The sequence below is a fragment of the Methylocapsa sp. D3K7 genome (assembly GCF_029855125.1).
GTDB lineage: Bacteria > Pseudomonadota > Alphaproteobacteria > Rhizobiales > Beijerinckiaceae > Methylocapsa.
The window spans coordinates 2,273,583-2,294,266 of record NZ_CP123229.1 but is presented as its reverse complement, the minus strand read 5'-3'; the positions used below and the strand labels follow the sequence as shown (position 1 = coordinate 2,294,266).

Below are 20,684 nucleotides of genomic sequence, written 5' to 3'. Positions count from 1 at the left end.
GATGAAAATGTTGTCGATGAATAGTTGGGAATCGCCGATACTTTCCATGCCCTGCGGATATTGCGTTCGGAGCTCTCTGTTCGTGAGGCCGTTTGGGGGGCATCCATGAATTGAAACAGCACAGATGCAACGCGGCGGGCGGCGGCGCGGCGTGTCCAGTGGCGGAAGCGCGATCACGATGGCCGCATTGATGGCCGTGTGCGTCTTTCGTGTGCCTTCAGAACTCAACTTCTTGAGCCCGGCGAGACAGATATGGAAGGCTGCGCCACCGCTTGGGCCCAGGGAGCGGCGGTGAAGCAGCGAGCAAGGTGGTCGAGCAATACGGTCACTCGCGCCGGCCGCAAGATGCCAGGCGGCGTCACCAGATTGAGCGCGATCGGTGCGATCTCCCAGTCCGGCATGGCCTCCTCAAGGCGGCCATCCCTGAGCTCGCGCCAAACCGTAAACTCGGGCTGCAGCGCTAGACCAAGGCCGGCGAGCAAGGCCGGTCCCATGGCATCGGCATTATTGCAATGTAGTTGCCCACGCACCGGCGAGACATATTCGCCTTCCTGTGCGTTATGGAAGCGCCATAGACTGGGCGAAGCGGTGTTTGTGTAGATGAGCGCCGTATGGGTCTCAAGATCGCGAGGGTGGAGGGGCCGTCCGTGCTGTTCGAAATAGGCCGGCGAGGCAACCAGCGGCCGTCGCACAGCGCACAGCCGCCGCGTACGTAGCGTTGAATCCGCGAGCGCGGCGATCCGCAGCGCGACGTCAAAGCCATTACCAACCAAATCCATCTGCTCGTCGCTGAGTTGCAACTCGAGTCCGACCTCGGGGTAGAGGGCCAAGAACTCCGGCAGGACCGGCGCCAGATGCGTGACGCCAAACGACATGGGCGCTGCCATTCGGACGAGCCCTTGCGGCTTGACGGTTTGCGCCGAAGCCTCGGCCTCCGCCGCCTCTCCTTCGGCCAGGATCCGTTTGGCGCGATGTCCGATGCAGAAGGTCCGAGCCAAGCCGTTGTTCCAGACGGGTTACCGCCTTGGACACGGACGGTTTGGACATGTGCAAGGCCATGGCCGCGCGGGCGAAGGACCCTGTCTCCGCGACCTTCGCAAACACTGCCCAGGCTTCCAGGTCAGGCAAGTTCGGCATGTCGTTTTCGGTATCGATGCATTTCGATCATTTTCATTTTCTAATGATCGATCCATCTCTATCTCTCTTCTCAAGCAAGACCAAGCTTCAAAGGAGATATGCGATGATCGAACTCCGGCCCTTCAGCAGTTTGGGCGGCGCCAACCATGGCTGGCTGAACGCCAAGCACCACTTCTCATTCGCCGGCTACCACGATCCCTACCGGACGCACTGGGGCTCTTTGCGCGTCTGGAACGACGACACGATTGCGCCCCACACCGGCTTCCCCCCGCACCCGCACCGTGACATGGAGATCATCACCTATGTCCGGACGGGAGCCATCACGCATGAGGACAATCTCGGCAACAAGGGCCGCACGTCGGCCGGCGATGTCCAGGTGATGTCGGCCGGCACGGGGATTGTCCACAGCGAATATAACCGTGAGGACGAGGCGACGCAGATCTTCCAGATCTGGATCGAGCCCGCGAGCCGGGGTGAGGCACCGGGCTGGGGTGCGCGGCCATTTCCGAAAGGGGATCGTGCCGGCAGGTTCGTAACGCTGGCCTCGGGCTTCGGCTGCGATAAGGAAGCCTTGCCAATCCGCACGGACGCCCGCGTCCTCGGGGCGACGCTGAAAGCTGGCCAGACCGCCGAATATCCGTTGGGTACGGAGCGGCACGCGTATCTCGTCCCCGCAGCCGGCGCCGTTGAGATCGAAGGTGTCCGGATTGGCCCGCGCGATGGCGCGGCCGTCAGCAAGCTCGAGACCCTACGTGTAACCGCACTGGAAGATGCCGAGATCCTCCTCGTTGACGCGGCCTGACGGCGATTCACGAAGGGGCACGCTGAAAATGACGTCTCAGCGTGAAGTCATCAGCCGAAAGGAGATGTCGAATTGGCCCGGCGGCGAACTCGTGAAAGCGGATCGCCAGCGCCTTGGTTGATCAGCGGGGCGGAGAGGCAGCATGGCATGTTTCATTGGCGGTGCGAGGTGACGCTGGCAAGGATGACGCGAGGCTATGGACGTCCTGCGCAGAACGGCTCAAATTATGAGGGCGCGCCATCTCATCTTGCAAATGTAAACTGGCCGCCCTTTTTGGGCGGCCAGTCTGCGCGATATAGCGCCACAATTTGAGATTGGCGCGCTCGGTCATCTCAAATTCTGGTGCTCGCAGCCATTCGATCGATCTACATTCTGCGGTCGTCCGCGTTGATCGCTATGCGGTTGGTCGAGAAGAAGCCAAGGGTCGTTCACGAGTGTGCCGACCGACACCTACAGTCCCGCCAACGCCAATACGAAGATAAAGAGGCCGATCCACAGGGCCAACCAATCTTCATTGATACAGCGGCCCGAGGCCGTGCTCGAAACAGCCACATTTGCCATGCGCCACCTCTCGATATATATATTAAATATATAGACTAAATATACTAACCCAACCTTAGGCTCGATGTGAATGATTTACCGGCCGCAGACATTGCGAAGATCTGGCGGCGGGGGGCAAGCGGTCGACCAGACTCGGAGAATCGCTCATCCAGAGCTCCAAGCATCTCTTCTCGGGTTGGCCACTGCGGCGACCAGTCGCGATCTGCGGCTGCGGAAGGCGCCCAACCAGGGGGCTAGCTTTGGCGAAATGATGACTGAAGAGTGCCGTTCCGGATGGCGACGCCTTAATGCCTTTCCCCTTATGCCAGCCTCGGTTGATATTATACTAATTCTACGGAACATATAGTATTATGCTGCGCGTAATCGGTAATTTTTGGGAGGTATCCATGTCTCGTAACATAATTGCTTTGGTCCTAAGTTTTAGCCTCGCGGCGTTTTTCGCACCCAATGCCTCCTGGGCAGCGGAAGACCACGTGGCCGAGGCAATCCAGCATACAAAAGAAGCTATCGATCACGGGAAACAAGGACACGCCAATATTCTCGCCGATCATGCTCAAGTTGGGCTGCAGCATGCCGAGGCGGCAGAGAAGGAAAAGGCAAATCCTCATACGGAAAGTGCGATCAAAGATTTGAAGGACGCAGCCGAACACGGAAAACTCGGCCATGCTGATGTTGCAACCAAATCAGCAGAATCCGCGCTAGGGCATCTGTCCCAGGTGAAATAGGTCGGCTGGACACGACGGGCGGGCATCATGAACACGCTCTGGCATTTGGTATCTGGCAGAAGACAACATGATGCTCACCAACGCTTTGAAACTGTGCCGACCCATTGTCGTCGTCACCGGAATTTGGCCTATTTTTCGATCTGCCCCGCTCAAACTCGATGTTATTCCAACTCTCGGCGGCCGTCTTGCTGTCGCCTGCCGCGGCGCTGAACGTCATGGCCCATTTCTGTCAACGGGCTTGGCCCCATGATCATTGGATGTCCAGTCGTTGGCTAGCCTCCGCAAGGTGAGGATGGCTCAACGAGTGACGCCCAACACCATTTGCCACTAAAATGCATCAGATAAAGAAAGATAAATCGTCATTATGCAGACCATGATCAGCCAGCATTGGGGTGGCGACAAAGCTCCCGGCGCCGCCGCGCAACAGCATCACGACTGGCGACGCTTACCAAACGGAAATACGTTGATCCTCGCCAATTTGCTGCACCCAGTACCGGGTTTCGCCCAGCCGCTCGTCCTCGATGACGTTATCTATGAAATAGAGCCGGGCGGCGGTATCGTTTGGAAATGGATCGCATCCGAACATCTCGATGAGTTTGGATTTACAGCCGATGAATTGAATTTAATCCGCAATGCAAAGATGGCTGATTATCTCCATGTAAATAACTTGAGCGTGCTTGGCGTCAACCACTGGTTCACGGTCGGCGACAAGCGCTTTGATCCCGACAATGTTTTGATCGATTCCCGCAATGCTAATTTCGCTGTCATCATCGACAAAAAGACAGGTAAGGTCGCGTGGGAGCTGGGGCCGCATTATCCAGCCGATGAAATTCTAGCCCGCGGCAAGAAAGAGATACCACGGCCGGTCGATCAGATTTCCGGCCTGTATGACGCGCATCTGATCCCTGAGGGATTACCCGGCGCGGGTAATCTCCTGATCTTCGACAACCAGGGTGAAGCTGGCTGTCCACCTGTGCCTTTAACCGTGACGGGAGGGTCTCGGGTTTTGGAAATTGATCCCATCAAGCAGGAAATCGTCTGGGAATATAGCGGCGAAAGTTCCGGGCGCCCGGGATGGAGGTTTCGGTCAAGCTTCATCAGTAGCGCGAGACGGCTGCCAAATGGCACTACGCTGATCGACGAAGGTTATAATGGACGCTTTTTTCAGGTCACACGCGATGGCGAGATCGTTTGGGAATATATCAGCCCGTATTTTGGTAACTTTACCGATGGCGGGCGAGACACCCAAAGCAATTGGGTATACCGCGCGCAGCCTGTCCCTTATGAATGGGCGCCAGTCGGAACGGCGCATTCGGAAAAAGCAGTTATTCCTCCCTCGCTCGCCGAGCTCAGGGTTCCGACGACGCCATGAGTGAGCCCGAGCGGAGAAACCACTTTGCGCGGGTGGCCCCTTTTGACGCCACGCGGGCGGCTGTGCTTCATGCTGCCACGCGCTTATGTCGATGGTTCGGTCTATAGCCAGCCTCTACCGCGAGTCCTTCTTCATAGCAATTGTAACGACGGCGACGACGCATTGTGAAAAGGATGTTGCGGGTCTCCGCGAGATCGACCGGCTGGTCGACGGCATCACGAAGGGCGTTGGAAACCCCAATGACCTCGGTGCATGGATGAGCGTGCTTAAGGCTGAACGTAAGACGCTCAACGCTGAATTCGAGTTCGCGCCGCCGCCAGTCAACGTCTTGGCACTGCATCCAGCAGTGCTCGGACGCTATGCCGAACAATTGGGGAAGCTTCAGGACGCTTTGGCCAAAGGCATAAATGCCGGTGACTCGGACGGGTCGGCTTGACGGCTCTCCTCGGCGCGACGGCCAATCCCAATGGCGTCATTGGAGTGTGGGGAAAGGTGGTAGCGGAGGTCCGCTACATCGCAAGACCCACTATTTCAGCCGCTCTATTCTGCTACTGGCGAGAAGCTGCTTAATTCAGGTGCGCCATAGTCTCGTGGGCTCGGCACGCACTACCTTACGAGCGATAGGACTGCTCATCGGGAGTCGAGCATTTACCACGGAAATGCGATTGCGATGGATGATAGCGAGTTTTGGCATGATGACGGTAAGCGCGACTTCTGGCGGCTTTCCGGCTGCGATGAAGGCCTGATATTTTCCTTTCATTGTGGCATTGCCGCAGATCGGCCTCGCCACCGTCGCCGGCGAGCTCGTCGAAGTGCGTGAGACCCATAGAAAAGGTAAAGCTGATCATCGGCGCGGGGAGAATTGCGGCTTCCAATGTCGTAACATTCGCTTCTTCTGCGGCGCGCCAACCAATTGTGTGGCCGACTTCGCTTGCAATCAAAAGCACAATGATGCTCGTGACGAAAATAGCAGCGAGCGAATAGTTCCCCAATTCGATCATGACGGTAATGCCCTAACCGGACTTGCGGCAGAGACCGGCTGAAGATAACGGCCAACGCTATCGGCGCCAGCAAGAAGAACCAAAGCTGTTCGATATAGGCTTTGCTATCCGCCATGAACTTAAGCACCGCGGCCGCGGCGATCGCTCCAGCGACCTGGAACACTATGTAAGGAACCTCCCGCGTGGGAGTTCGCCCCCGATCCATAGGCCGATTGTGATCGCCGGGTTGAAATGCCCACCAGTGATATGCCCTAACTCAGCAGAACGCTGCCTTGGCAGCGCCTTTGGGCACTCTGCTTTGATGGAGCGTACCTGGAACAAAGCGTCAAGCTGCGAGTTGCTTTTACCTGGCTTTTCGGAACTCCTCGTCGAGGATTGTGGAATAGCCTCAGTGGAGGTGTGTTATGGATATTAAGGGAATCTCGATAGTATCCGGAACGGCACTCCTCGCTCTCACTGCGACCGCTTCAGCCGGTCCCATGAGCGTGACGAGCTCACAAATTATGACACCACCGACACAGATCGAGCAGGTGTACTATCGGCATCACTATAGGCACTATGGCTGGCACCGTGGCCACTATAGGAACTACGGCTGGAACCGCTGGCACAGGCCCTACTATGGTTATGGTTATGGTTACCCTTATAATAATGGCTATGGATATGGAACCGGATTGGCGGCCCTCGCGACCGCGCCTCTGATGACCGGCCGAAGCGTGGCGGCCTCCGGAGATTATTGCGCGACTCCCGTGAAGACGTGCTTGCTCTACCATTCATCGTGGGTCGGGAACGGCTGTTCCTGCAAGGTCTACGACGGTCACGCCCGGGGAACGGTTGAATAGAATCTAGCGACTGTGAATGGTGCGGAAGCTTGGCAAGACTGCGGCCGGATAATATTTCGGCCGCAGTACCGTCTGCCTCGATCAGTAATAATAGCGGCGACGGACACGGCGCCAATGACGCCGATTAACACGACGCCAATGACCATACCAAGCTTTCTCGACTTGCGCGCGCTCCATGTCTTTCGAGGTGGCGAATGAAGTGAGAGCCTCCGCGGGCACCCCAGCTGCCACCACACCCGCTCCAATACAGAGCAGTTTCAAGAATGCGCGTCTTTCCATCGAAGTCTCCCGAAATTTCGCAGAGATACTCTCCAAACTCGAACCAGGAGCGAAGGTTCCGGGCGAACTTTTAGGCCTTGCTGCGCAGCATAGGCGAAAGCTCAAATCTCGTGCCGGAAAATGGCTGGATCCGAAAAATTATTTGCGAACCTCACGACTCAAGCCGCTCATTACTTCACTACCGGCCGCCGCTTCAAAGGAGGAGCTTGCCAAGAGCTTTGGAAGCCCGCGCCCAGACTGCTCGAGGCACGTGAATGCGTCTCGATAGGAAATATCGAGAAGGGTGATGTGGTCGGTGCTGACAATCTGCACCACTCCCGATGAAGGATCTGGCGCGCCGGGCATAAACACGGCAACTTGGCCATCGTTGAACGCGTCAGCAAGGAACCCAAGCTGCCATCCATTCAGCATGCGCACAAGGACCGGCTTGAGGTCTTCATTTGTCTTTGCCTCCAACCCTGCCAAGCGATCAGTGTATTTACGAAGGGCGACGTAGGGAGGCAGTTTGTTTAGGACCTTGTCTTCAAGGAACGATGCTGCGTCCTTTTTAATTTTAAAAGAACGCACGAAAAGCCCAGCGGCGAAGGCCACTAGCACAAGCAAAAAAGTCCCGACGACATAAACGGCGAGAACTGCGTGGCCTTTTGAAATTAGCAGCTTTTCCGCGAGTGGCGTCGCGGAATCGACAGCCATCTTGCCCGCCTTGATGATAACGAGGAGGACCGCAGCGAAGGGGAGCAAGAAGATAGCGCCGCCGACCACCGTCGTTTTCACGAAGTCAAAGATGTGCCTCATGACTCCCTGCGCGCTTGGCGCAACCTGTTTCCTCATAAGCGCAAAATTCCCGTCCCGTGCGCACCCGAGCTTTTGGCAAAAATATGTTGAGCATTTTAACCGGGAGCCTCTTGCTCGCCAAAAGGGCGTTATCAATGAGGCCGAGCATGGCTAACGTAGGGGTGACTGCAGACTCTTGCCTGCAGTCACTTGATGCACTCGGCACTCGTAACTCGCCGCGCTCGGCGGCCACCATCTTCGCGATTCAGTAGTGATGGCGGCGGACTGCCCGGCGAGTGGTGCGGCGCGCCGCACGATGGACATAAGCCGCCTTCTCCAATGAGCTGGCGGATAGGCTCCCGGACGCGACAACTTCCTTGCAGGCTTGCGAATAGTTCGCGGGCGCCGCAGCTTGAGCGTGGGTACTGATCCCTATTGCTAACACTGCTCCAAATGACACGGCTGCGAATCCATGAACGATCATGCTTCTCATCGCTTATCCTCCCTCTAACGGACTACTTGGCCGTTTTGGCACTCTTCGCGGATATTGAAACCTCGGGCGGTCAATAAGGTTCCACAACGCGCCGGAACTTGTCGAATGGGTTATGATCAAGACGCATCTCTCTCGTGAGTTTGGCTAGAACGCGTGAAGACCGAACACTTCACGAGGCACTGGATCGCGCGGCGGCGTGTCGATCTGAACGCTTGATTGCTTGTGTCCGATCAAAAATAATTAGGAAAGTGTGTCTGGATGACAACAAAATGCGCATTAAGCGGCAATCTCGGTCTCAACAAAGCCGTCATCCGGTGCAAAAAACACTTTTTGTTTTGGTGTCGATGTATCAAAGAATTCCCCGCGTTCTCAATGCGCGTCAACATTTGCCGCTGCCGCGCTTTTAGGAGGGCCGGGTAGCGGCGAGGAAGTCATCGTTCGCCGCGCCAACGAAAGCACAAGACAGGCGATGCGCCAAAAAGCAAAGCACGGCGTTTTGCGGGCGATCATAGCTCAGGTCGTGACCAGTCTGGCAACGCTCCTTGCGCCGCTCACAGCGATGGCCGAATCTACTATTGTGGGCGCAGACCAAGCGACGGCTGCCGGTGAAGATACTGCACCGGAGTCGCTTCGCGTGAACAATGGCTTTGACCTTACCCGTCCTCAGACCGCGTTTGAAGTGCGCGGTTTGGACGAGACTTCTTCGAACGATACGAGCGAGACGAACCGGGCCCAAATGGCCTTGCGGTTGGAAGGCATGATCCCCCTCGATGTTGGCTGGCGCCTGGGTGTGCACGCGCAGGTTCCCCTCGTGCAAAAAACGACCACTGATTTTGAGACAGGAAGTGCTGATCACGAGTTTGGACTTGGCGATGCGTCCTTTCAGGCGGTTGTTGCGTATGCGATAAACGACCGCTGGGCTGCCGCCGTGGGAACGCGCGTGGTCGCGCAAACCGCGGCCGGCAGCCTTGGAAGCGGCGAATGGCAAGTCCAGCCGGGGTTCGGCGTACGCTATATGCTGTCCGAATTGGGGGAGGATTGCTATTTTGTTCCTTCAATGCGCTATGCGACGAGCATCCCGGGCAATGCACAAGCACGAAGGATCAGCGAACCCCAGATCGCCCCTACCCTCAATATCGATTTTCCTGGCCCCTTATTTATAACCTTTTACCCAAGCAACGATATTCGCATCAATTATGGAGCGCCCATAGCTGGTCAGACCGGACGGCTATTCCTCCCCTTCGATGCCTTGATTGGCGTGCGGCTAAGTGACCAGGTGGCACTCTCCCTTGAAGGCAGCGTGCCAATCGTCAAAGCCTACCCGGTTTACAATTTCAAGACCGAGATGAAGCTGCGGATACTGTTTTGAGCGAAAAGAATATGGTCACTTCAAGCCTCTGTCCAAAGATACTCCGCGCAGATCGCCGTAATGATTGCGGAAGGATGAGCGAATAAGCGACCCTGCGGCCGGCGATCCGTCTACGGGTATTTCACAGGCGTGATAGACGGACAACGGAGTTGGTCCACTAATGGTCCAGTCCAGTTCTCGTTAAGGGCAACCGTCGGCGCATCTCAGTCGGAATGCCCCAACACAAAGCCAAAAACTGGATTTTTCGACAGCATCGACCGATGCTAGACATCGGCCAATCGCTCACTAAGCCGCGCCAAGTTCACCCTCGCCCTTCCCAGTTGTGTGGCATTTCATTATAATGGCTTCTGTCGAGCCTTCTGAAAGGAGGGGGGGTACGCGCTTTCGCTCCCTTGGTTTGCAGCGTGGCGGATGCGCCACTTGCTGTCCGCGCCCAGTAGCCGGAGAAACTGCCGACTATCGGACTTATCATTCCCACTACACCTTCGGCCGCTAAGCCATTGGTTGCCGCCTCTGCAAAGGGCGGGCGACTACGGCTGAACCAAGGACCGAATCTACTGCAGCTAGCAACTTCGGTCATCACAATCCTAGCTAGCGCTAGAATGAAAGGGAGGAAGTTATGTCTGACACAACAAGGCAAGGCGACTGGACGAAGCCTGCGGCCATGGCGATCCCCGAAGGGGGCTTCTTCAAGGATGAAGTTCAGCAAGGCAGATACGGCCCGATTTTTCCCAAGACTCCGGCTTGCTACGGCTTCTCCATCATCGCGAAGATCATCCCCGGACGGGAGCCGGTCTTCTATGAGTATGCCAAGAACATCGAGAAGGCTGTGGCTGGTCAGCCTGACGTCCTTGCCGTGCTCAAGCTGCATTACCTCCGATGGAACCTTTTCGACATCAAGGGGGAAACCTATTTCCAATACATGGGCATTTTCGATACCGACTTCGATAAATATGTCGAGGATGCGGTTGGCCTCTTTGCGGCCTCCGGTCTCAACACCGTTTTCGAAAATCTGGAGGGCTTTCCGAAAGATTGGAAAACGAACGCCCCGGCATTCATCAAGTTTGTCCGTGACCATCATCGCCCGAGCTTCCTTGAATATGGCGAATATCCGTTCGTCAGTGCGGACGAGATCAAGAAGGCCCTGCAGCTCAAGGCTGCCTTCTCGAACATGCTCGACCAGATGCAGTAAATCCCCCGCAGGGGACGCGCCATGCTTGAAAACGACGACATCCAGCACATCCTGCTGACCCGCACGCCCGCGCTCACGGGGCGATACGAATTTCTTTCGTTTCGCAACGCAGCGAGCGGACGGGCCTGGCTGTCGGCGATTCGGGAAAAGGCGCAGTCGGCCGCGGAAGTCATGGCTTCGGTCGAAACGGACAAACGCTGGGTAACGGTGGCCTTCACCTGGAACGGTCTGCGCGCACTAGGCGTGGATGAGGATTCGCTGGCCACCTTCCCCGAAGAGTTCAGACAGGGCATGGTCGCCCGCGCGGAAATGCTCGGCGATACGGGGGAGAATCATCCCAACAACTGGGTGGGCAGCCTCGCCAGCCCGGACCTCCACGCCATCGCTATCCTGTTCGCCCGTGACGCAGCCGAGCGCAATCGCTGTCAGGCCGAACACGCCAAACTCGTCGCACAGTGCGAAGGCGTTGAGGTGCTCTCCGTGCTGGACCTGGAGGCAACGCCGCCGTTCGAGTACGCGCATGACCATTTCGGCTACCGCGACCGGCTTTCCCAGCCGGTCATCGAGGGCACTGGCGAAGTGCCAACGCCCGGCACCGGCGCGTCGCTCAAGCCGGGCGAATTCATCCTCGGCTACCCGGATGAAGACGGGCCGCCCGCCAATCTGCCGCAACCAGAAATTCTTTCCCGCAACGGCAGCTACATGGCTTATCGCCGCCTGGAAGAGCATGTCGGCAAGTTCCGCGACTTCCTGCGCGAGCACGGCAAGACGCCCGAAGAACAGGAACTGATTGCGGCAAAGCTGATGGGCCGCTGGCGCAGCGGCGCACCTTTGGTGCTGGCACCCGACAAGGATGATCCGGCGCTCGGTGCCGATCCGCAGCGCAACAACGACTTCAACTATAAACAGATGGACCCGCATGGCTATGCGGTGCCGCTCGGCTCGCACATGCGGCGCATGAATCCCCGCGACACGGCGCACAATATGAACCGCCGCCGCATGATCCGCCGCGGCGCCACCTATGGCCCTCACCTGCCGGAGAAAGCAGCGGAAGACGGGGCCGAGCGTGGCATTGCTGCTTTCGTGATCTGCGCGAGCCTCATCCGCCAGTTCGAGTTCGCGCAAAACGTCTGGGCAAACGACCGGAACTTTCACGAGCTTGGTAACGAACGCGACCCGATCATCGGCAACCAGGACGGCACGCTCGAATTCAAAATCCCTAAACGCCCGATCCGCAAAAAGATCACCGGCCTTCCAGCATTCACCACCGTGCGGGGCGGCGCCTACTTCTTCCTTCCTGGTATCAAGGCGCTTCGATATCTTGCGACATTGGATGATGTCCATTGAAACGGGATAGGTCGATTGACATCATCGTTATCGGCGCTGGACCGGCGGGCGTACTCGCCGCCCTGCGAGCTGCGGATCTGGGCGCGCGTACCATGCTGGTAACTCGCGCTGAATTTGGCGGCATGGCCGCGAACGACGGACCAGTTCCGGTGCGGACCCTAGCCCATGCTGCCCGGCTGATTCGTGAAGCTCGACAGTTGGGTCAATATGGTATCGGCGTGGGCAAGCCGGTCCTGGATTATCCCCGGCTGCTCGCGCGCGTGCGCGAGGTCGTCGACGATGTGAGTGCGCATTCTTCCTTGCGCCGGCAGATCGATTCCCTGGGCGTGATAGTCCACGAGCACGCCGGTGTTGCGCGCTTCGCCGACCAGCACACTGTCGAGACCGAAGACGGCCTGAGGCTTCAGGCTGAAAAGATCATCATTTGCACGGGCGGTGTGAGCCGGCGGCTCTCAGTTCCCGGCTTCGAGTTGACAAGTACACATAGCGACGCCTGGGGATTGACCTCCGTCCCTTCGTCGATGTTGATCATTGGCGCCGGAGCAACAGGGGTGCAGATCGCCTCGATTTTCAACGCATTTGGCTCACGAATCCAACTCTTCCAGACTGGCCCACGCATCCTGCCGAGTGAGGATGAAGATGTATCGACAGCGGTTACGGCGGCGTTCCGCGACTCATGCATCGTGGTGCATGAGAACTTCGGCGCCATCGAGTCTTTCGAGAAGACCCCGACGGGGGTCCGAATGATCTTCTCCAGGAACGGCAACCGGGACAGCGCCGAGGCGACACTAGCGGTCGTGGCGGTAGGCTGGGTCGCCGATTCTGCCGGGCTGAGGCTCGCTACGGCTGGAGTCGAGACCGATCATCGAGGGTTCGTGCAGGTTGATGAGTATCTGCGGACTTCCACGCCACATATCTTCGCCGCTGGGGACATTACCGGTCGCCTGATGTTGGTCCCTCAAGCAATACAGGACGGCTTCGTGGCGGCCACCAACGCCGTGCTGGGCCCGACCATGAAGATTGGGGACCCTGTGAGTCCTATCGGCAGCTTCACGGACCCGGAGTATGCCCAGGTGGGTCTCACTGAAACAAAGGCGCGTGAAACACACGATGTCGTGACCGCAGTTGTACGCTTCGACTCGACCACGCGCACAATCATTGACGGGCGCACGATGGGCTTTTGCAAACTGATCGTCGACCGCACGACCTGCAGGATATTGGGCTGCCACGTTGTTGGTGAGCGGGCAGTGGAGATCACCCAGATAGCGGCGATAGCCATCGCCGCCAGGATGCGGGTGAACGACTTGGCTCATATCCCGCTCTCGTTTCCTACCTACGCAGGAATATTGGCTCGCGTTGCGGCCAGCGCGACACGCGAACTCAATCTTGAAGTGGGTTGGCAAGCCCATCAAGCAGAGAGCGCCCGGCATCAATTCTGAGGGTACGACGGGAATAAGGTAACAGCCATGAGCACTCTAACACCGGCACGCACCTATAACCAAAACCACATCGCTCGCAAATACACGGCTGGCAAACGCCGCCTGAGCATCTACTGGACGTGGAGCTACCCGTGGGAAGCCCAGCGCGACCCCGCGGCAATGGAGAACCGCTTCTCCACGATGACCGAGGTCCGCACCGTGCTGTGGCCGGCCTACGAGACGCCGGAGTGGAGTGCCGCGCAATTCCTCCAGGGGATCGCCGGTACGTTGGAGCTTTTTCACCGCTCCACGCTCAGCTTCCAGGAAATTGCCGGTGAAGCCACCGGCCACCCAGTCGCGGTCTTCCAGCGCATCGACCAGGCCGGCTACAAACTGCCGATTGATGAACGGATTCTAGCCGACGCCGATACCCTCCTGGTTTTCGGATTGGACCACCTTCTTTCCGAACAGGAAGCCACAGCAGAGGAAATCGCCGCCATTCGAGAGTGGCTCAAGCGCGAAGGCACCTGCCTGCTGCTCGCGCCGCATCACGATGTCGGCTTCACCAGCGACTTGAAGCAGCGGCAGATGGAATACCTCCATCACGGCGACACGCTCGTGCCGCGCCAACAGCGCTTTGGGCAATATACCCGTTCCCTGATGAGTGCGCTCAATGTACCGGTGCACAATACCTACGGACTCCGTCCGGCGTTGGTCAAAGGCACGAAGGAGATCGCGCCACTTACGGCTTTCCGGGACATGGACAAGCTGGGACTCCTCAACAACGTCCCTACGCTCAATTTCCATCCGCACCTGCCGCACTATGAGCTAACTTCCAAAGACACCAAATCCGTGCATCTGCTCGCGCGCCAGCCCATTGATCTCGATCGTCCCCACCCTTTCACCGCTGCCGGCAATACGGAGTTCAATTGTCTGCTCTGGATGCCGCCAAATCAGCAGCGCGCAGGCGACATCGTGCTCGTGGACTCAACCAATTTCACCACGCTCTTCGGAGGCACGGAGAGTCTGCAAAACTTCTGGAGGAATTTCGCCTTGATGAAATGAACGCCGGCAGCTGTGGACGCCTTGAGCGCTTCCGGAAGAGCCTTGGCACGGCGAATGGATCGCAGAGCTGCTCTGTGAGATCTTCAGCCAGCGTCTGTTCGAGGAATGGACCAGCGCCTTCGGCAGCCAGCGTGCTCAACGGCGCGCCGCTCGATCGGCTCACGTTATCCTGAAGCTGGAGAGCTACCTGCTCAAGCAATCAACCGACATCCACCAGATGACGGCCTTAAGCTTTCCGACCGACGTGGCAACCTATTCCTCGGCAGGGAAGCCCTAGTAAATCGCACTTCGTCGGAAACCACGCGACTGCACTGGGCGGCACTGTTGCATTGGCTATAAATCGACGAAATCGCAGAGAAAATTCTCATTGAAATCTATCATCGATTCCGCGAATTTTCGCTCAGCGATGCAACAGTGCCGTCGCAAGTTGTGCGGCCAGGGAGGCGCCCGCAGTCTCGTTGAAGCTTCATTATCGTTTCGCTAGACTCTATTCCACAAATCCTCGCGCGCGGCCGCCGTAGACTTTGCAGGAGCAGCCAGTCCCAAGCCACCCCGGCTCATGGAGCAAGCAAGTCTTCACGGAAGTCGCGCAATAATTTCCGGGGCCTGCCCCAGCGCCCGGCTCGGAGACCGCCACGCTGCGGCCGGTCATCAAAGGCGCTGTCACATCGGCAGCCAGTGCCTCAGGAGGGGTCGCGTATCCAGGATACTCCGCCACGCTTCGGCCCGTCATCAGGGGCGCGGTCATTCCGGGGGACGCATGCGGGTATCCAGGATAATACACGCACGTATGCCAGGCATCGTTGTACCAGCAACCTACTTCAGCTGCTGGAGCTGGGCGGCTGGCCATCAGCGCTACGCCAGATACGGCGATGGCCAACAATATGCCAGAGCGTTTCATGGCATTCTCCTTTTCAAACGCGGCGTCCGAATCTATCGAGCGCCGTCACCGTCACATGTTGCACATCAGGAGGAAGGCAAGACCTCGGCGTTATTATATTTTGCGCCTGTCGATCGCATGGCAAAGCTGTCCATGTATATCGATTATGGTAGCCATTCAGAGATGATGACTTTGCCCGCTTCTTCCAGGCCTGCCTGTCTGCGGGGGCGTGGAATGCGATAGCGTCGGTAGTTTCCGATGTCGATCCATCCTTTATCGGGGTAGAGATTTTTGAGTGGCAGGCGGAGATGGCCGCTCGTCCGGTGGGAACTGGAGCATGATAACGCATCCTTTGGCACAATTGCTGGAGGCTGAAATGCTGGGAGTTTGACACAATGAGAAATCCATCCCCCGTCATAATTGATTCTAATCCACCCCTAATTCATCCCGGGCTGAAAACGCCGCGAGCGGCCGCCATCGCCGGTATCCTTTTTTCTCTCCTTCTCACTTGCAGCCTCTGGTTATTTTGGCAGTCAGTGCCCGTTAGCCCCCATGAGACCGGTTCATGGCTGAAGACGAGTTCGGAAAGAGTGTCTCTTGCGTTGAACCTCATTCCATTTGCAGGAGTTGCTTTCCTGTGGTTTCTCGGTGTGTTGCGTGATCGCCTGGGGGAGAAGGAAGACCAGTTTTTTGCGACCGTTTTCTTGGGAAGCGGTCTCCTGTTCCTTGGAATGATATTCGTTACAGCTTCGGCTATGGGAGGTCTCATCCATGCCTATTCAGTTGCAACCGGCGAACTAGTCGGTTCTCCTGCATTTTCTTTTGGCCGCGCATTCGCTTTTGACGCCATGCAAATTTACGCATTCAAGATGGCTGCGGTTTTTATGATCTCGACGTCTACGCTTGCTATAAAAACCCAGCTTGTCACACGTTTGATTGCATATCTAGGATACGCGTCTGCTCTGTTCCTTCTTATTGGCAGCGGCTATCTTGACTGGGCCCTGTTCATTTTTCCTGCATGGGTCCTGTTGGTAAGCGTCTACATCCTGTTCGATAATTTGCGCGGCTCGAATAATTAAAGATTAACCGAGGGACGATAAGGAAGCGTCAGAGGACGTAGTCTTTCACTCGCGCCACGATGGCGTCGTGGACCGCCTCTTAGCGATCCAGCCTCATCACCGGTCCTCGGCTTGAAACCCCGGTGGCGCATGCTCCCACGGGTAACCCCTCGCTGCCTTCTCGTAGCCGAAGCGATACAAAGCGCGCATGTATCCCGGATCGAATTGCTCCTTGTGCTCTGCCTGAAAGTCGTCGCCGATATAAGCGACGTTGAAGCCCGCGCCAGCGCGTTGCATCGTCAGATAAATCCGATAGAGATCGCCAAGGCCGATATAGTTGATCATTATCGAGACGGCCTTGCCGGCAATCGGAAGGGTTGCCCTCTGCACATCGCTCCATTCGGCTGTCAGTGGGAACGCCCCTGGTATGGAAGCGGACGCAAGCGAGATTCGACAGACGAGATCGGCCGCGCTTGGATGGCCGCTCGCGGCGATCGCTCCAATGTTCCACAGGACGGGCAGACCGGCATCGAGATCGGTGGTCTGAATCAGCAGCGCATCTGCGAAAGGCCGCAGAGCGGACCGTCAGCGGCCTCTGGGACGCCATCGGCCGCCTCATCGATCTCTTCACGCCGCAAGAATGAGCAAACTTCTTCGCCGCCACAGGTTACGATGCAACCTGCACGAAAAACGCTCTAAATGTGGGACCGGACAAGGGGTGAACATCTTCCGATTCCGTGTTGCAAGCGTGTTGTATGGAACCGCCGCGAATGGTTCGGAACAGATGGAAATCCAAGGAAAGACAAGGGAGCAAAGGAAACCGGCTACGCGCGCGCAGGAGCCAATTTCAGAGCACCTTCCACATTGAAATTGCTGGCGAGGTGGTAGCGGAGGCGGGACTCGAATTAATATTATAAGCTATTGAAATAAATGGTATGTTGATTTATTAAAAATAATTTATACCAACAAAGATACCAACATATCTTTAGGCTAGGGTCGGCTTGTGGATGATATCGCCCCCTTGGCGGCCGCGGCTGCGCAAAAGGATTTTCGTAACCTCATCGAGTTCGATGACGATGTGTGGCGCCGCAACCGCACTGAAATGCCGTCGTGCTAGAACAACGACTAGCGATTCCGATAGTCGCTCGGGGCGCCCGTGTTATTGAAGGCGGGAGCCGTCATTAATTCGTCCTTGGTGCGATTAAGCACCAGCCAATCCCTGCCGTCACGAGCTGCGGCTTTCAATTCTTTGAACGGAATCACAACGTCTTTCTGGTTAACGCCAAGGAAACCGCTGCTGACGTTGATGATCGCTGCTGTAACGTTGCCGTTGCTATCGATCACAAGATTTGTGACACTGCCGATCTTCTGATCGGAAGGATCGTAAACACTGGCCTTATAGACATCTGAGGCGAGCCACTGGCCGGTCGAAAGCGTGGTTTCTGCGAGGGAAAGGCCGCTGGCGAAAGCGAGAACCGAGACGGCCAAAGCGAACGTCCGTAGCATAAGTGATTTCCTTTGCAGTAGCGTCGCCCCGTAGGTCTTAAACGTCAGTCTCAGACCTTAGTTCCAATCGAGCAACCCCGAGCGCGATTGGTTTCTAGCGGGCGTATTGGCGCTAAAGCCTTGGCTCCGGCTGGGCAACGACGCCGCAAGGATAATCGTGACCGCCGCATCTGTAGAAATGGGCCGTGTTTTCCAGGGATCGCACAACGAGCCAAATAATCGGCTGAAGAAGCATCAAAGTGGCAATCAAGACAGCAAGAAAATTGCGGCCAACAAATGCCTTCCAACGAGAGTAAACTTGTTTGCCATTTTCTCTTAAATTCATTCCCGTTGTCCGCAGGACGATCATGATACTGCGGCTGAATGTCCCTCTTTTGGCTGAATTTGGCAACACCATTTAAGCCCGTGGCCGAAGGGCGTTGGCCACCGCTGAGAGATTGCCGACGAAACCGCAGCGTCCACCCAGCGACACTAAAATGCCGCTCGGGAGCTGGGCTGAGTGTGTGTCGGCCACTGCCCCGCCGCGGGACGGGGCCAACGGCCACCGCAAGGCCGTTGGGGGCTTCCTGTGCGGTGAGCGCCATCGGTGGGGGCCGCAAGGCCGCGCCCTGTCCTGGATCGGGGTGAACGACTTTATTCACCCCGGAACGTTCGCCGTTACGGCGAGTTTGCAAGCCGACAACGTCTATCCGCAGCAAAATAAAGGAGACCATTATGCGCAGTTTGCTGTTGGCCTCGGGCGCGTTTCTCATGTTGGTTGTAACCTCAGCATGGGCTGGCCGGCCGGTGACTGATGAGGAAGGGGTTAAGCTGTCGGAAGAAGTCGCCGCTGCGGGATGTTCGGGCGGCAAGATGGAATTCGATGATGGAAAATATGAGGTTGAAGACGCGGAGTGCAGTGATGGGCAGTCATACGAACTTAAGTTCGACGCCGGCTTCCAGCTGATCAAAAAGGAATTGGAGGATTGATCGCAAAATGATGAATTGCGCTGCGGCGGCGCGTCGGCTGGGTCAGTGCTGGCGCCGCCTAGGAGAGATTACTTTTTCGCCACAGTCACCGAAATAGGGTTAGAGGCAATCCCGTTCGCCACCGCGAACAGCGTCGCAGCGCCTGTCTCGATGCCAGCGGGAACCGTGAAATTGGTCGATGACACCGCCCCGGGGGTAACGCCCATGCTGCTGTGACCGAATGTCCTGGCATAGAAAACGTGTTTAGTCTTTGCGATGACAATTCGAACCAGTGGGTAGTTTGTGGCTGATTGGTAGCCTTCGCCATAGGCTGCAGCTTGTGACACGCCATTCAATTGTTTTCCCGTCAGGGGATAGCTCATCCCAGTGACGAGAGTCGTGGGAACCGTAGTGATCGTGGGTGCTGTGCCGTCCGCTATGGCTCCCGAATCGGTGTAGAGTTCAATGTCACCGAACCGGCTATTGAACATGACCTGACCTGTCGGCAGCACGATCATGTAACCGTAGTACGCCGAAAGGTTTACCGCGTTTCGCGGGTCGGGAATAATCTGCTTCAGGTTGGTGCCGTCGAACACAAAGAAATGAGCAGGTGGTTGATTCCCGACGCCGGGGCTCGCCATGACCAACACATTGCCACTGGGAAGCAGGGCGGCAGGACTGTCGCCGGCGCTATACTGACCGGTACTCGTTCCGTTCGGGTTGGGAAAATCCGGGGCTGGTTTCCAGGTCCCCTCCAGAGAGTCGTACACGGCGGTATGGCCCGTGGCTCCGGCAGCAAACACGGTGCCATCGGGGCGCAACAGTTGCGGCCCCATTTCATGCGTTCCGCTACCATCCTTATTGGTATCGGGGAGCAAAACAATCGTGCTCCCCCCACAGATCCATCGGCCCGAAGTGCATTTAGAGCAGGACTTGCGAATCAACTCGGGCAGGTACAACTCAGAATTCGTCAAATATTGCAGATTGTTGGTGTCGACGGTGAGCACACGCCCGTTGGGAAGTAACGTCCAATTCTCTTTGGCGTTAATATCGGCCTTACCCTTGCCTGTGACGGTCCAGCTGAGATCGGTTGGATTGAACAGCACCTGTTCGATTGTCGAGATTCCACCGATCATGAAGGTGCCGTTGGCCAGTACCGTGCTGGCAGCCGCGCCAATTTTTTCCCATCCCTTTCTATCGGGGGGTGACACTGGTGCCCATTTGTTGGCGAGCGGATCATAAATCGCACCGAGATTGGTGAACACTTGTTGGCCGTTGTTGTAGTTACCACCTTCGATGATGACCCGCCCGTCGGGCAGGATGGCGGATGCGAAGTATAGCGGCGCGTAACCCGACGGCAGCGAAGCCAATTTCGACCACTTGCCGTTCAGGTAGCTGCCATTGACATCGGGGGTCAGCCGCCACCAGTTGCTGCTGCCATTGTTCTTCGATCCCTGATCGTGCACCATCACGGTTCCATCCGTCAGCAACAGCATGGCCCCCGCAAAGAAAGTTGGCTGTCGGGTCAATCGTTGCCAAGGAGACGGTGCGGTGGCAGACAAAGGGACCGCTCGTGTTAATGGCTGCCGTGAGGTCACAGGCTGCTTCATATCCGGCTGGGCCTGCCGCTTGAAAGTCTGATTTGAAACGGCCGACAATGGCGGCGGTGGCGGAGTTTGCGCCAAGGCAGCGTCCAGCCTGACGGACCAGACGAACAAGCCCAGGGCTAACGTCTGAATATACAATCGCTTATTCATTCAAGTTCCTTGGCACGGATGCAAAGTCAGGCGTACGAAAAGGATGAAGATTTTATAGCATTGGGCCACTGAATTTAGCAAAGGTTGACAATATTGCAGTGGCCGCGTTCTGAGCGGACGAACGCATTGCGGGTCGCCCCGTGCTGGCGAATGTCGCCAGC

The 20,684-nt window shown here is 57.0% G+C and carries 19 protein-coding genes and 2 pseudogenes; 13 read left to right on the top strand and 8 right to left on the bottom strand.

Annotation, left to right across the window (positions count from 1 at the left end; all coding sequences use genetic code 11):
- Nucleotides 1-224: 224 nt before the first annotated feature.
- Nucleotides 225-1,137 (bottom strand): annotated as a pseudogene (locus QEV83_RS10505) (LysR family transcriptional regulator).
- A gap of 103 nt (nt 1,138-1,240) precedes the next feature.
- On the opposite strand from QEV83_RS10505, the gene QEV83_RS10500 reads away from it, so the two are divergent.
- From QEV83_RS10500 to QEV83_RS10485, 4 genes are all read left to right on the top strand, one after another.
- Nucleotides 1,241-1,939 carry a pirin family protein gene (locus QEV83_RS10500; RefSeq protein WP_280131022.1) on the top strand — a complete coding sequence of 233 codons (699 nt, stop codon included), beginning with the start codon at nt 1,241-1,243 and terminating at the stop codon, nt 1,937-1,939.
- A gap of 911 nt (nt 1,940-2,850) precedes the next feature.
- A complete protein-coding gene (gene smbP / locus QEV83_RS10495; protein WP_280127698.1) occupies nt 2,851-3,225 on the top strand; it encodes a small metal-binding protein SmbP in 375 nt (124 codons plus the stop codon).
- A 364-nt stretch (nt 3,226-3,589) separates the two neighbouring features.
- Nucleotides 3,590-4,597: an aryl-sulfate sulfotransferase gene (locus tag QEV83_RS10490; protein ID WP_280127697.1), complete on the top strand. Its 1,008-nt coding sequence runs from the start codon at nt 3,590-3,592 to the stop codon at nt 4,595-4,597.
- Between the two features lie 91 nt (nt 4,598-4,688).
- Nucleotides 4,689-5,033: a hypothetical protein gene (locus QEV83_RS10485; protein ID WP_280127696.1), complete on the top strand. Its 345-nt coding sequence runs from the start codon at nt 4,689-4,691 to the stop codon at nt 5,031-5,033.
- 175 nt (nt 5,034-5,208) lie between these two features.
- Here the strand turns inward: QEV83_RS10485 and QEV83_RS10480 are convergent, their stop codons facing one another.
- Complete coding sequence (locus QEV83_RS10480) at nt 5,209-5,598, bottom strand: hypothetical protein (RefSeq protein WP_280127695.1); 390 nt, start codon at nt 5,596-5,598, stop codon at nt 5,209-5,211.
- Between the two features lie 162 nt (nt 5,599-5,760).
- A complete protein-coding gene (locus tag QEV83_RS10475; RefSeq protein ID WP_280127694.1) occupies nt 5,761-5,919 on the bottom strand; it encodes an aquaporin in 159 nt (52 codons plus the stop codon).
- Between the two features lie 182 nt (nt 5,920-6,101).
- Between QEV83_RS10475 and QEV83_RS10470 the strand changes: the two genes are divergently transcribed.
- Nucleotides 6,102-6,437, top strand: a complete 336-nt coding sequence (locus tag QEV83_RS10470) for a hypothetical protein (protein ID WP_280127693.1) — start codon at nt 6,102-6,104, stop codon at nt 6,435-6,437.
- 417 nt (nt 6,438-6,854) lie between these two features.
- Here the strand turns inward: QEV83_RS10470 and QEV83_RS10465 are convergent, their stop codons facing one another.
- Entirely contained in the window at nt 6,855-7,511 is a 657-nt protein-coding gene (locus QEV83_RS10465; RefSeq protein WP_280127692.1) for a hypothetical protein, read from the bottom strand.
- A 941-nt stretch (nt 7,512-8,452) separates the two neighbouring features.
- Here QEV83_RS10465 and QEV83_RS10460 point away from each other — a divergent pair.
- The 5 genes from QEV83_RS10460 to QEV83_RS10440 all read left to right on the top strand — a co-directional run bounded on the left by QEV83_RS10460 (nt 8,453) and on the right by QEV83_RS10440 (nt 14,374).
- A complete protein-coding gene (locus QEV83_RS10460) occupies nt 8,453-9,352 on the top strand; it encodes a transporter (protein WP_280127691.1) in 900 nt (299 codons plus the stop codon).
- Nucleotides 9,353-9,971: 619 nt separating this feature from the next.
- Complete coding sequence (locus QEV83_RS10455) at nt 9,972-10,544, top strand: hypothetical protein (RefSeq protein ID WP_280127690.1); 573 nt, start codon at nt 9,972-9,974, stop codon at nt 10,542-10,544.
- A 21-nt stretch (nt 10,545-10,565) separates the two neighbouring features.
- The gene (locus tag QEV83_RS10450) at nt 10,566-11,891 is read left to right on the top strand and encodes a peroxidase (RefSeq protein ID WP_280127689.1); all 1,326 of its coding nucleotides are present in this window, start codon (nt 10,566-10,568) and stop codon (nt 11,889-11,891) included.
- Complete coding sequence (locus tag QEV83_RS10445; protein ID WP_280127688.1) at nt 11,888-13,330, top strand: NAD(P)/FAD-dependent oxidoreductase; 1,443 nt, start codon at nt 11,888-11,890, stop codon at nt 13,328-13,330. The genes QEV83_RS10450 and QEV83_RS10445 overlap by 4 nt, the downstream gene beginning before the upstream one ends.
- Before the next feature lie 27 nt (nt 13,331-13,357).
- On the top strand, nt 13,358-14,374 hold the full coding sequence (locus QEV83_RS10440) for a hypothetical protein (protein ID WP_280127687.1): 1,017 nt from the start codon (nt 13,358-13,360) through the stop codon (nt 14,372-14,374).
- Between the two features lie 487 nt (nt 14,375-14,861).
- Here the strand turns inward: QEV83_RS10440 and QEV83_RS10435 are convergent, their stop codons facing one another.
- Entirely contained in the window at nt 14,862-15,275 is a 414-nt protein-coding gene (locus QEV83_RS10435) for a hypothetical protein (protein ID WP_280127686.1), read from the bottom strand.
- Between the two features lie 374 nt (nt 15,276-15,649).
- On the opposite strand from QEV83_RS10435, the gene QEV83_RS10430 reads away from it, so the two are divergent.
- Nucleotides 15,650-16,333, top strand: coding sequence for a hypothetical protein (locus QEV83_RS10430; RefSeq protein WP_280127685.1), 684 nt, complete (start codon nt 15,650-15,652; stop codon nt 16,331-16,333).
- 96 nt (nt 16,334-16,429) lie between these two features.
- On the opposite strand, the gene QEV83_RS10425 is transcribed toward QEV83_RS10430, so the two are convergent.
- On the bottom strand, nt 16,430-16,657 hold the full coding sequence (locus QEV83_RS10425) for a hypothetical protein (protein ID WP_280127684.1): 228 nt from the start codon (nt 16,655-16,657) through the stop codon (nt 16,430-16,432).
- Nucleotides 16,658-16,851: 194 nt separating this feature from the next.
- On the opposite strand from QEV83_RS10425, the pseudogene QEV83_RS10420 reads away from it, so the two are divergent.
- A pseudogene (locus tag QEV83_RS10420) lies at nt 16,852-16,956 on the top strand (IS630 family transposase); the annotation flags it as partial.
- Nucleotides 16,957-17,437: 481 nt separating this feature from the next.
- Here QEV83_RS10420 and QEV83_RS10415 read toward each other — a convergent pair.
- Nucleotides 17,438-17,818, bottom strand: coding sequence for a PRC-barrel domain-containing protein (locus QEV83_RS10415; RefSeq protein ID WP_280127683.1), 381 nt, complete (start codon nt 17,816-17,818; stop codon nt 17,438-17,440).
- Between the two features lie 714 nt (nt 17,819-18,532).
- Here QEV83_RS10415 and QEV83_RS10410 point away from each other — a divergent pair.
- Entirely contained in the window at nt 18,533-18,787 is a 255-nt protein-coding gene (locus QEV83_RS10410; protein ID WP_280127682.1) for a PepSY domain-containing protein, read from the top strand.
- 68 nt (nt 18,788-18,855) lie between these two features.
- Here the strand turns inward: QEV83_RS10410 and QEV83_RS10405 are convergent, their stop codons facing one another.
- The gene (locus QEV83_RS10405) at nt 18,856-20,523 is read right to left on the bottom strand and encodes a hypothetical protein (RefSeq protein ID WP_280127681.1); all 1,668 of its coding nucleotides are present in this window, start codon (nt 20,521-20,523) and stop codon (nt 18,856-18,858) included.
- Nucleotides 20,524-20,684 lie beyond the last annotated feature (161 nt).